Annotated in this window: 11 protein-coding genes; 10 read left to right on the forward strand and 1 reads right to left on the reverse strand. The window is 65.3% G+C overall.

The window, feature by feature from the left end:
• From AB1346_04410 to AB1346_04455, 10 genes are all read left to right on the forward strand, one after another.
• On the forward strand, positions 1–1,005 hold a 1,005-nt coding region (locus AB1346_04410), incomplete at its 5' end, for an FtsX-like permease family protein (GenBank protein MEW6719675.1).
• Between the two features lie 13 nt (positions 1,006–1,018).
• Positions 1,019–1,729: an ABC transporter ATP-binding protein gene (locus tag AB1346_04415; protein MEW6719676.1), complete on the forward strand. Its 711-nt coding sequence runs from the start codon at positions 1,019–1,021 to the stop codon at positions 1,727–1,729.
• A gap of 133 nt (positions 1,730–1,862) precedes the next feature.
• The gene (locus tag AB1346_04420; protein MEW6719677.1) at positions 1,863–2,030 is read left to right on the forward strand and encodes a hypothetical protein; all 168 of its coding nucleotides are present in this window, start codon (positions 1,863–1,865) and stop codon (positions 2,028–2,030) included.
• 111 nt (positions 2,031–2,141) lie between these two features.
• Positions 2,142–3,365 (forward strand): TolC family protein, encoded by a 1,224-nt coding sequence (locus AB1346_04425; protein ID MEW6719678.1) that lies wholly within the window; start codon positions 2,142–2,144, stop codon positions 3,363–3,365.
• A gap of 4 nt (positions 3,366–3,369) precedes the next feature.
• The gene (locus AB1346_04430) at positions 3,370–4,935 is read left to right on the forward strand and encodes an efflux RND transporter periplasmic adaptor subunit (GenBank protein MEW6719679.1); all 1,566 of its coding nucleotides are present in this window, start codon (positions 3,370–3,372) and stop codon (positions 4,933–4,935) included.
• Positions 4,932–8,243 carry a CusA/CzcA family heavy metal efflux RND transporter gene (locus AB1346_04435; protein ID MEW6719680.1) on the forward strand — a complete coding sequence of 1,104 codons (3,312 nt, stop codon included), beginning with the start codon at positions 4,932–4,934 and terminating at the stop codon, positions 8,241–8,243. Before AB1346_04430 ends, AB1346_04435 begins: the two co-directional genes overlap by 4 nt.
• A gap of 43 nt (positions 8,244–8,286) precedes the next feature.
• A complete protein-coding gene (locus AB1346_04440) occupies positions 8,287–8,799 on the forward strand; it encodes a hypothetical protein (protein MEW6719681.1) in 513 nt (170 codons plus the stop codon).
• A 17-nt stretch (positions 8,800–8,816) separates the two neighbouring features.
• Positions 8,817–9,806: an HD domain-containing phosphohydrolase gene (locus AB1346_04445; protein ID MEW6719682.1), complete on the forward strand. Its 990-nt coding sequence runs from the start codon at positions 8,817–8,819 to the stop codon at positions 9,804–9,806.
• A 214-nt stretch (positions 9,807–10,020) separates the two neighbouring features.
• Positions 10,021–10,293, forward strand: a complete 273-nt coding sequence (locus tag AB1346_04450) for a hypothetical protein (protein ID MEW6719683.1) — start codon at positions 10,021–10,023, stop codon at positions 10,291–10,293.
• A gap of 285 nt (positions 10,294–10,578) precedes the next feature.
• A complete protein-coding gene (locus AB1346_04455; protein MEW6719684.1) occupies positions 10,579–10,848 on the forward strand; it encodes a hypothetical protein in 270 nt (89 codons plus the stop codon).
• 114 nt (positions 10,849–10,962) lie between these two features.
• Here AB1346_04455 and AB1346_04460 read toward each other — a convergent pair.
• Positions 10,963–11,796 (reverse strand): DMT family transporter (locus tag AB1346_04460; protein ID MEW6719685.1); only part of this gene is annotated, 834 nt, incomplete at its 5' end.

An 11,796-nucleotide genomic window follows, 5' to 3' on the forward strand; every position in this document is an offset into this window, starting at 1 on the left:
GACCGGTTCGGGGCGAACATCCTCGTGTCTCCCCGGACCGAGCAGCTCTCCATCGGCTTCGGAGACATCTCCCTCGGCGGGACCGAGGTGGCCCGTTCCAGTCTCACGCTGAAGGACGGGGAGCGGATCGCATCGATCCCGCACAAGGACCGGATCCGGCTGGTCGTGCCGTTCCTTTTGACCGCGGCGGACGCCTCGGGGAAGAACCTCGTCTGGATGGGGCTCCCCCGCGGCGAAATCATGGAGGAAGCGCGTCCCTGGTGGAAGGTCGCGGGCTCCCGCATCGGGAAGCGCGGCGAAGTCATGCTCGGCGCCGAGGCGGCGAGGGCGCTCGACAAGGGGCCGGGCGGGACCGTCACGGCAGGGAAGCGGTCGTTCCGGATCGCGGGAGTCCTGCACCCGACGGGCGAGAAGGAGGACGGCATGATCATCGCCGACCTCGCCGACGTGCAGGAGATGGCGGGAAAGCCCGGCGCCGTGACCTATTTCGAGGTGGCGGCGCTGTGCAAGGATTGCCCGGTCGAGGACATCGTCGCGCAGATCGGGCAGGCGCTGCCCGGCGCGCGCGTTTCGGCGATCCGCCAGGTCGTCGAGAGCCGGAAGGCCGCGGTGGACCAGCTCCGGCGGATGGGATACGGCGTCTCGGCGATCGTGCTGCTGATCGGCGGGCTGATGGTCTTCGTCACCGTGATGGGCGGGGTGCAGGAGCGGACCGCCGAGATCGGCGTCCTTCGCGCGGTCGGGTTCCGCGGGAGGGCGATCCATTCGCTCCTGTTCTGGGAGACGGGGTGGGTTTCGCTGCTGGCCTCCCTCCTCGGCGCGGGGGCCGGCGTCGCGGCCGCCTTCCTCGCATCGCCGGCGTTCGGCATCGAGAACCCGGGCATCGCGTTCGCGCCCGCATTCCTGGGTGTGGCGGCGGGGCTGCTCCTGGGGCTGCTCGGCGCCGTCCCGCCGGCGCGCCGCGCGGCGGCGCTGTCGCCCACTGAGGCGATCCGGACACTGTGACATGGAGGAAAGGATGACGATCGTTCGGCTGAAGGACGTTTCGATGATCTACGGAAGCAACGGCACCCGGGCGGCGGCGCTTCGGGGGATCTCGCTGGAGATCTCCCGGGGGGAGTACGCGGTGGTCACAGGGGAGTCGGGCGCGGGGAAGAGCACCCTCCTTACGGTCCTGGGCGGGCTCCAGGTCCCGACGGAGGGAGAGGTCCAAATCGACGGCGTCGATCTCGCCGGCCTGCCGGCGGACGGGCTGACCGACTTCCGGCGGAAGACGATCGGCTTCGTCTTCCAGTCGTATCACCTGCTCCCGTACCTGACGGCGCGGGAGAACGTGATGGTGCCGATGGCCCCCGGACGGGGGTCTTCCGCGGAGAAGGCTACGGCCGCCGATCGCCTTCTGGCTTCGGTAGGCCTTTCCGGGAAGGAGGATCGGCTCCCCTCGCAGCTTTCCGGCGGGGAGTGCCAGCGGGTGGCCATCGCGCGGTCGCTGGTCCACGATCCTCCCGTCCTGCTGGCGGACGAGCCGACGGGGAACCTCGACAGCCGGACGGGGGAGCAGATCCTCGACCTCTTCACCCGGCTTCACGAGCAGGGAAAGACGATCCTGATGGTAACGCACAACCGGGCGATCCTCTCGCGGGCCACGCGCTCCATCCACCTGCGCGACGGGTTGGTGGAGGAAGACCGGGTCCTCGGAAATGTTCCTGGATGGAAGCCGGCGGTCTGAGACCCGCGGAAGCGGGAGAAGGGGAGAAAAAGCGATGGATGACGGAAAAAAATCTCCGGAAATGCCGGGGCATCTTACGGAGGAACCGCTTCCTCCGGAAGCAGGGCGCACGAGGCCGGGCTGGAGGGCATGGATGCTGACCATTTTGGTGGCGGTCGTCCTGTCGATTTCCGCGACGGTGCTGCTCGGTGGGGCGGTTTCTTTCCGGGAGGATCCCCCCTGCGCGGCCTGCCCCACGGAAGAGCCCGTGGTTGCCGACACGGGATGCGGCGGCCCCTGCTGCGGAGAGCCGGGGAAATAACGGCATGAACGCCACGGAAGGCAGGAACTGCGGATGGGAAGGATTTATCTGAGCGGGAAAATCCCGCATTCTTTGTCTCTCTTCATCCTTACGGCAGCGACGGCGGCGGCCGTGCCCGCGTTCGCGGAAGGGCCGTCCCGGCCCGTTGAATATTACGTCGAGGCGGCAATATCGAAATACCCGTCGCTCGAATCTATGCGGCAGCGGATCGAGTTGAAGCGCAACGAGGCGATACGGGCGGGCGCGCTGGACGATCCGAAGCTGTGGGTCGGCCTGTCGAACATACCGGTGGGGAGCTGGTCGCTCCGGGAAGAGGACATGACTGGGAAGGAGATCGGTCTTTCCCAGATGCTCCCGTATCCCGGCAAGCGGGACCGCGCCTCCCGGATCGTGGAAAAGGAGAAGGAGCAGGCGGAATTCGAGATGGCCGAGATGCGCAACATGCTGCGCGCGGACGTGAAGATGGCTTACGCGGAGCTTTCGACGGCGCGCGCCCAGGCGGAGATCGTCCGGAGGACCCGGGCGGTGCTCGAGCAGGTGGTGGACGTTTCCCGCGAAATGTTCGCCGTCGGGAAAGGGCGGCAGCCGGACGTCTTGAGGGGACAGACCGACTTCCAGAGGATGCGGGAGATGCTTCTGGCGCTGGAGAACAGGGAGCGGGTCCTCTCGATCCGCCTCAACACGCTGGCCGCGCTTCCCCCCGGAGAGGCGGTTCCGGCGATCGACCCCCTTGAGGAATTCTCCTTCCCGTACGATGCCCGCGCCCTCCGGGGGATCTACGAATCGGAGCGCCCGGCGCGCAAGGCCGCCCTGGCGCGGATCGCCAAAGGCGATATCGGCATCGCGCAGGCCGGGAGCGAGCGCCGGCCGGATTTCGAGGTTTCCGCCTCCTACATGCAGCGGGACGCGATGCCCGACGGGACGAGCCGCCGGGACATGGTCTCCGCAATGGTGTCGATGACGCTGCCGGTCTGGAGCAAGGGGAAGATCGAGCCGGGGATCCGGGCCATGACCGCGGAGCGTGAGATGGCGATCCGCGACCGGGAGACGCTGGACGCCGAGGCGGCCAACGCGATCGAGGGAGGGCTCTCCACCCTCGAAAACTTCGGGGCGGTGGCGAGGCTCTACCGGACGACCCTCATCCCGCAGGCGGAGCAGGCGGTCCGGGCGAACCTCGAGGCGTACCGCGTCGGGACGATCGACTTTCCCATGCTGATGGACTCGCTGATGTCGGAGCTCGGCTTCCGCAGGGAGTACGCCGGGATGGTGGGGGAGATGCACGCGACGAAAGCGCGGCTCGAGGCCGCGGCGGGAAAGGAACTCGACGGGAGATAAGGCGATGGATGAAGAACGAAAGACGAGCGAAAGCGGAAACGACGGGAACACGCCCGGAGCCGGCGGGGACGTTCCTCCCGGCGGGCCGTCGAAGAAGCGCCGGACGGCGGGAATCGCCGTTGCCTTGCTGGTCCTGCTCGGCGCAGGGGTGGTCGCCTTCTACAGGATCCCTGCATTCCACCTGCTGCTCCACCCGCACCCGGCGGATAACGTCGCCGTCGCCCAGGAAGCCGTGAAGTACACCTGCGGCATGCATCCCTTCATCATTTCCGACAAACCGGGGAAATGCCCCATATGCGGAATGGAGCTGACCCGGGTAGAAGGCACCGGCGCAAAAGCCGCGGGCGGAAGGAAGATCCTCTTCTACCGCAACCCGATGAACCCGACGATCACCTCGCCGACCCCCGCCAAGGACTCGATGGGGATGGACTACGTTCCGGTGTACGAGGACGAGGTCCGGGGGACGGGAGGCGGCGCCGGAATGCCCGAAGGATACGCCGCCGTCCAGGTGGGTATGGAGAGAGTGCAACTGGCGGGGATCCAGAGTGCCGTCGCCGTGCACGGGAAGATCAGCCATCCGGTCCGCGCCGTCGGGCTGGTCGTGCCCGACGAGACGCGCGTCCGGCGCGTCCAGACGAAGACCGAAGGCTGGATCGAGAAGCTGTACACGAACTTCACCGGTCAGACGGTGACGAAAGGCCAGCCGCTGCTTGAGATCTATTCGCCGGATCTCGTGGCTTCCCAACGGGAGTATCTCCTGGCCAGGGCGGGCGAGAACCGCATGAAGGAAAGTCCGTACGAGGACGCGCGGGAGATGGCTTCGAGGCTCGCCGATGCGGCCCGGATGCGCCTGAAGCTGTTCGACGTTCCGGAGAGCTTCGTCAAGGAACTGGAAAGGACGGGAAACGTCCGGCGCACCGTCACGCTTTTTGCCCCCGTATCGGGCTATGTGACCGGCAAGGAGATCTTCGAGGGGACCCGCGTCATGCCGGGGATGGACCTCCTCACCGTTACCGACCTTTCGCATGTCTGGGTCGAAGCCGACCTTTACGAGTACGAGGCGCAATCCGTCCGTGTCGGGCAGACGGCTCTCCTCGATACGGTGGCCGATCCGGAAAGGAAGTTGAAAGGTAGCGTCGCCTTCATCTACCCGACGTTCTCGCCGGAGACCCGCACGCTCAAGGTGCGCTTCGAATTTCCCAATCCCGGCCTCCGGCTGAAGCCGCAGATGTACGCCAACGTTTCGCTCGACCTGCACAGCGTGACCGGCGTGGTCGTACCCGACTCGGCGTTGATAGAGACCGGCATCCGTCAGATCGCGTTCGTGGATACGGGCGACGGCAACTTCGAGCCGCGCGAGGTGAAGGTGGGCGTGCGCGGCAACGGGAAGGCGCAGATCCTCTCCGGAGTGAAGGCGGGCGAGAAGGTCGCGGTACGCGCCAATTTCCTGCTCGATTCCGAGTCGAAGCTGCGGGCGGCGCTCACGAAGATGACCGGCGGCGGAACCGGGCCGTCGGAGCCGCAGCCGCAGGGGCAGGGCGGCCATGCCGGTCATGGGGGCGGGCAATGAACCCTCACGGCGGCGGAGCGCCCGGCGAGGACCGGAAAGACACCTTCATCCAGCGCGTCGTCGAATTCTGCGCGGTCAACCGCTACATCACCCTGTTCACGGTGGCGGTGGCGTGCGTCATGGCCGTCTACACCTTCCGGGAGATCCGCCTCGACGCCCTCCCGGACCTGTCCGACACGCAGGTGATCATCTATTCGAAATGGGACCGGTCGCCCGACATCATCGAGGACCAGGTGACCTACCCGATCGTGGCCGCGCTCCTGGGCGCCCCGAACGTCAAGGCGGTCCGCGGATTTTCCGATTTCGGATTCTCGTACGTGTACGTGATCTTCCAGGACGGCACCGACATCTACTGGGCCCGCTCCCGCGTGCTCGAATACCTGTCCAAGATCCAGCCGCGGCTGCCGCAAGGGGTGCAGACCGAGCTGGGCCCCGACGCCACGGGCGTCGGCTGGATCTTCCAGTACGCGCTGGTCGACCGCTCGGGAAAGCTCTCGCTCGACCAGCTCCGTTCGTACCAGGACTGGACGCTCCGGTACGCCCTCCAGTCCGTCCCGGGCGTTTCGGAAGTGGCGTCCATCGGCGGTTTCCAGAAGCAGTACCAGGTGACGGTGGATCCGAACAGGCTGGCGTCCTACGGCATCCCGATCGGCATGGTGATCGAAGCCATCCGGATGTCCAACAACGAAGTGGGCGGGCGACTCATCGAGTTCGCGGGAGCCGAATACATGGTCCGCGGGCGCGGGTACGCGAAGAAGACGACCGACCTCGAAAACGTCGTGGTCAAGACGGGCCCCGGCGGAGCCCCCGTATTGGTCAAGGACATCGGCAGCGTGTCCCTCGGACCGGAGATCCGGCGCGGGATCTCCGACCTGGACGGCCTGGGAGACCACGTGGGCGGCATCATCGTGATGCGCCACGGCGAGAACGCCATCAACGTCATCGACCGCGTCAAGGCGAAGATGAAGGATCTCGAGCCTTCGCTGCCCAAGGGCGTCGAATTCGTGACGACCTACGACCGTTCCGACCTCATCCGCCGGGCGATCGACACGCTCAAGCACGAGCTCCTGGTCGAGATCGCCATCGTCGCGCTGGTGATCCTGATCTTCCTGTGGCACGCCCCCTCCGCGCTCGTGCCGATCATCACGATTCCCGTGTCGGTGCTCCTGTCGTTCATCCCCCTGTATTACATGGGGGTGACGATCAACATCATGAGCATCGCCGGGATCGCGATATCGATCGGCGTGCTCGTCGACGGGGCGATCATCGAGGTCGAGAACGCCTACAACAAGATCTACCACTGGGACGCGGGCGGGCGGAAAGGCGATTTCCACGATATCCGTCTAGAGGCGCTGAAGGAGGTCGGGCCGTCGGTCTTCTTCTCCCTGCTCGTCATCGCCGTGGCGTTCCTCCCCGTCTTCACGCTGGTCGACCAGGAGGGGCGGCTGTTCAAGCCGCTCGCGTACTCGAAGAACCTGGCGATGGCGCTGGCCGCGGTCCTCGCAGTCACGCTCAACCCTGCGCAGCGGATGATGTTCGCCCGGATCGATCCGTATACGTTCCGGCCGAAATTTCTGGCAAAGCTCGCCACGTCACTTTTCGTCGGCAAGTACTATTCCGAAGAGAAGCATCCCATCAGCCGCAGGCTGTTCCGCATCTACGAACCGGCGTGCCGATACGTGCTGCGCCGCCCGAAAACGGTCATCGCCGCCTCATTGGCGCTGTTCGCGCTGAGCATTCCCGTGTACCTGCGGCTCGGCAGCGAGTTCATGCCTCCGCTGAACGAAGGCACCATGCTCTACATGCCGACGACGCTGCCGGGGCTTTCCGTGGCGCAGGCGCAGGACCTGCTGGTCCGGCAGGACAAGCTGCTGAAAAGCTTCCCGGAGGTCGAGCGCGTGTTCGGGAAGGCCGGGCGCGCCGACACTTCCACAGACCCCGCGCCGTTCTCCATGATGGAGACCACGGTCGTGTTGAAGGATCCCTCGCAATGGAGCCCGAAGGAGCGCTGGTACTCGAGCTGGGCTCCGGATTTCCTTAAATCCATGCTTCGTCCCATCTGGCCCGACCGCATTTCGTGGGACGAGCTGGTGTCGAAGATGGACGCGGTCGTCCGCTTCCCCGGCGCCACGAATGCATGGACGATGCCGATCAAGGCCCGGATCGACATGCTGACGACGGGCGTCCGGACTCCGGTCGGGATCAAGGTGTACGGCAGCGACCTCAACGAGATCCAGAAGATCGGGGAGCATCTCGAGCATTATTTGAAGGACGTCCCGGGCACCCGAAGCGTTTTCGCGGAACGCGTGACCGGCGGCTACTTCATCGACATCGTGCCGAAGCGCGACCAGCTCGCCCGGTACGGCCTCACGATCGAGAGGCTCCAGGACGTGATCATGAGCGCCATTGGCGGGGAGAACATCACCACGACGATCGAGGGCAGGGAGCGATACTCCGTGAACCTCCGGTACCCGAGGGAGCTGCGGGAGGATCTCGACCGCCTCGGAAGGGTGCTCGTGCCCACCGGGATGATGGGGGTGCAGGTGCCCATCGCCCAGCTTGCGGACGTGAAGCTGCTGCAGGGGCCCGCCATGCTGCGGGACGAGAACGGGTTCCTGGCGGGTTATGTGTACGTCGATATCGCAGGAAGGGACGTGGGCGGCTACGTCGAGGAGGCGAAGAAGATCGTCGCCGAAAAGATCTCGCTGAAGCCGGGCTATGTCCTTCAGTGGAGCGGGCAGTACGAAAACATGATCCGCGTCCGCGAGCGGCTCAAGCTGGTGATCCCTCTGACCCTGGTCCTGATCTTCATCCTGCTTTACATGAACACCCGTAGCGCGTTCAAGGCGTCGGTCGTGATGCTCGCCGTGCCGTTCTCCGCGATCGGCGCGATCTGGCTCTTCTACCTGCTCGGCTACAACGTGTCCATCGCCGCCTGGGTGGGGATGATCGCCCTGATGGGACTCGATGCCGAGACCGGCGTGTTCATGCTGCTGTTCCTGGACCTTTCGTATGACGACGCGAAGAAGCGGGGACTGGTGAGGAACCTGGCGGAGCTGGACGAGGCCATCATCCACGGCGCCGTGAAGCGGGTGCGGCCCAAGATGATGACGGTGGCCGCCGCCTTCATGGGATTATTGCCGATTATGTGGTCCACATCGGCCGGCGCCGACGTCATGAAGCGCATCGCCGCGCCGATGATCGGCGGGCTGATCACCTCGTTCCTCCTGGAGCTTACGGTGTATCCGGCGATCTACAAGCTGTGGAAGAAGCGGGAGCTCCCGCCGGCGGCGGCCACGACGGCCTGAGCGCGAGAGGACCCGACGAAAAAAACAAGAGGAGGCAGGGAAAATGGGGCGTATGAAAACGGCGGTTCGATCGGCGGCATTCATCGCGGTGCTGGCGCTTCTGGCGCTTCCCGCGGCTGTTTGGGCGGCCGATAAAGGGCACGAGGGAATGTCCGGTGGGCACGGCGACATGAAGATGGGCGGCCACGACATGCCGAAGATGGGGGACAAGGTCTTTTCGGGGACGATCGGCCCCTGGAAGGGCGAGGCCCGGATCATGGACATGAAGGCGCACATCGAATCTTTGGGAATGAAGGCATCGGGGCCGATGCCGAACTCCCATCACATCGCGCTCGACCTGTCCGATGCGAAGACGAACTCGCCGGTCAAGGAAGGAAAGGGAACGATTGTCGTCACCGGCCCCGATAAAAAGGAAACGAAGGCGGAGTTCATGGCGATGCAGGGGCACTTCGGGGTGGACGTCAACCTTCCGAAGCCGGGGAAATATTCCTTCAAGGCGGAGATCGAATCCGGCGGGCGGAAAGGGACCGCAACATTCTCGTACACGTTGAAGTGAGCGGGAGGCGGGAGCGGGTGCGCAAGGAAGAAACCATGGCCCGCTCCCGCCGCACCCCGGATCTCCGGCGCGAAGGCGGTATCGCCATCGCGGTCTTCGTCGTCGCCGCCGCACACTTCCTCATGCCGTCCGGCCTTCACGGATGGCACTGGCTTCACATCCTCTTCCAGAAGTTCTTCTATGTTCCCATCCTGATGGCGGCCGCCTGGCTGGGCCTTCGGGGAACCCTCCTGGTCGCGGGGGCGGTCAGCGGGGTGTTCATGCTCCACATCCTGCTGGACTGGGGAGGGTATCGGATGACGCAGGCCGATCAGGCCGGCGAGATCGCAAGCTACTGGATCGTCGCGCTGACCGCGTCCTGCCTCGCCCGGAGGGAACGGCGCGCTCTCGAAGAGACGGCGGACGCCCACAGGGAAACGATCGCCGCGCTCGCCTCGTCGCTCGATCTCAGGGAACGGGAGACCGGCCTGCATTCGAAGCGCGTCCAGGAATACTCGTTGCTCCTGGCGCGGCGCATGGGAATCGGAGAGGGATCCGTCATGGAAAGCCTGGAGATGGGCGCCCTCCTGCACGACGTCGGCAAGATCGGCATTCCGGACGGCGTCCTGCTCAAGAAGGGCGCGTTGACCGGGGAGGAGTGGGAAATGATCCGGCGCCATCCCGAGCTCGGCGCCTCCTTGTTGCAGCGGATACCGTTTCTGTCCGGCGCCAGGGAGATCGTCCGGTTCCACCATGAAAAATACGACGGTACGGGTTATCCCCGGGGCATGAAGGGAGACGAGATCCCGATCGGGGCGAGGATCTTCGCGGTGGTCGACGTCTTCGACGCACTGACGATGGAACGTCCGTACAAGACCGCCCTGTCGTATCGCGCGGCCGCGGACACGATCGGAACGGATCGCGGGCGTCATTTCGATCCGGCGGTGGTCGATGCCTTCCTCGGAATCCCGTACTTCGAGTTGCGCGGGCTGGCCCGGCGATATGGAGCGGAGCTGATGGAGGATTGAGCATGCCGTCCGGTCGCGGCCCCGCAGGAGAATATTCCGTTCCCTGTTGACGGATATTCTCCGAATCCCCTGCTCCTGTAGAAGATCCCTCCGAAAAACCCTTTGGTTGTCGTGTGTTGTCGCCCATCCGCCTTTGGCACTCTCCATGCAGTAACAATGATCAAGAAATCGTGAATCGATCCGGCGGGCCCGGGAAAAAAGGAGGGGGAAAGCGATGAAAAAGTTCATGGCGGTGATTGCGGCGATGGCGCTGGCCGCGGCGGCGGTTCCGGCCTTTGCGGGCGGAGGGCCGGGATACTCGGGAGATGCTGTGCCGTTCGGGGTGGAAAAGTCCATTACAGCGAAAGGATGGCCTGCGAGCGAACCCGTGGAAACCGGGTCCGTCCAGGCGAAGTCGCTCGCTGACAGGCTGTCCCCGACCGACACGCACTACAATCCGTTCTACCCCGAGACTCGTGTCATCGATTTGGGCGGCGGGGGGAACTGACCGGCGGGACATGTTCCGTCGAGCGATGGACGCAGGCGCCGGGGAGGAGACTCCCCGGCGCTTTTCGTTTGGGGTGATCGATGTCATCGACGCGCCGCCGCGGGAGAATATTCCGATCCCCGTTGACGAATATTCTCCGAACCCCCTGGACCTGTAAAGGTTCCCTCCGAAAAGCCCTTTATTTGTAGAGTGTTGCCGTTCGGTAGTCCTTGGCACTCAATATGCATTATCGATAATCAGGAAATCGTGAATCGACCCGGCGGGCCCGGGAAGAAGGAGGAAGCGATGAAAAAGTTCATGGCGGTGGTGGCGGCGATGGCGCTGGCTGCGGCGGCGGCTCCGGCCTTCGCGGGCGGACCGGGATACTCGGGAGACATGGTGCCGTTCGGGGTGGATAAGTCCATCAAAGCGGAGGCGTGGCCCGCGAGCGAACCGGTGGAAACCGGCGCTGTTCCGGAGAAGTCGCTCGGCGACAAGCTGGCTCCGACGGACACGCATTTCAACCCGTTTTATCCTGAGCGTCGCATGATCGATCAGGGCGGCGGTGGCGAGTAACGCGGCCGGGATCGAGGGTAGAGGGGGACATTCTTCGCTTCAAACGCGGGCGAAGGGGAAGAGTGTCCCCCGCCAGCTTGCGGCGCCGGGGAGGGAAACCTCCCCGGCGTCTTTTCATTTCCGCGAAAGGCTCCCGGCGTATACGCCTGCGACGATCAGCGCGCCGCCGACGATCCTTGCGGCTCCAACGGCCTCCGAAAGGATGAAGTGCGAGAGAATGACGCCGAAAAGCGGCACGAGGTAGACGAAGGCCGCGGCGCGCGAGGCGCCCATCTCCGCCACCGCGTCGTACCACCAGACGAAGCCGGCCACGGTCCCCAGGAGCGACAACTGGAGCACCGAGAGCCATCCCCAGCGCGTGAGGCCTCCTGCCGTTTCCTGGAGCGGCCCCTCCAGGAGGGCCGCGGGCAGCAGGAGGAGCGCCCCGAAGAGGGCCGCGTACGCGGTCGCGGTCAGCGGCGGCAAGCGGGCGAGGACCTTCTTCCCGAGGACGGTGTAGAGCGCCCACATCAGCGGCGCCCCCAGCAGCAGGAGGTCTCCGGGGTTCAGCGACAGGCTCCGAAGCGCCTCGAAGGATCCGTTCGACACGACCACCGCCACGCCGGACAGGGCGACGAGGAGCCCCAGCCACCGGGCCGGCCCGATCCGCTCCGTCAGCAGCAGCGCGGACAGCACCGCGGTTATCAGGGGGTTGAGCGCGACGATGAGCGAGCCGTTCGTCGCCGTTGTGAACGACAGCCCCTTGAGGAAGAAGAAGTTGTACAGGAATACCCCGGTGAGGCCCAGGGAGAGGAGGCCGATCCACTGGCCCGCCCCCCGGGGGAGGCGGGCACATTCCGGCGATCCGCCCCTCCGGACGGTCCATGCGATCAGGATGAAGAGCACGAGAGCCGCGATCGCGAAGCGCAGCAGTGCCACGGTAAACGGCGGCGCCTCGCCCACTGCCCA

Source organism: Thermodesulfobacteriota bacterium, assembly GCA_040758155.1.
Taxonomy (GTDB): Bacteria; Desulfobacterota; Deferrimicrobia; order Deferrimicrobiales; family Deferrimicrobiaceae; genus UBA2219.

What these genes read in the sequence shown, in the direction of transcription:
- AB1346_04415 (MEW6719676.1), top strand. Translation starts at nt 1,019, where the DNA reads ATGACGATCGTTCGGCTGAAGGACGTTTCGATGATCTACGGAAGCAAC.
- AB1346_04420 (MEW6719677.1), top strand. Translation starts at nt 1,863, where the DNA reads ATGCTGACCATTTTGGTGGCGGTCGTCCTGTCGATTTCCGCGACGGTG.
- AB1346_04430 (MEW6719679.1), top strand. Translation starts at nt 3,370, where the DNA reads ATGGATGAAGAACGAAAGACGAGCGAAAGCGGAAACGACGGGAACACG.
- AB1346_04435 (MEW6719680.1), top strand. Translation starts at nt 4,932, where the DNA reads ATGAACCCTCACGGCGGCGGAGCGCCCGGCGAGGACCGGAAAGACACC.
- AB1346_04440 (MEW6719681.1), top strand. Translation starts at nt 8,287, where the DNA reads ATGGGGCGTATGAAAACGGCGGTTCGATCGGCGGCATTCATCGCGGTG.
- AB1346_04450 (MEW6719683.1), top strand. Translation starts at nt 10,021, where the DNA reads ATGAAAAAGTTCATGGCGGTGATTGCGGCGATGGCGCTGGCCGCGGCG.
- AB1346_04455 (MEW6719684.1), top strand. Translation starts at nt 10,579, where the DNA reads ATGAAAAAGTTCATGGCGGTGGTGGCGGCGATGGCGCTGGCTGCGGCG.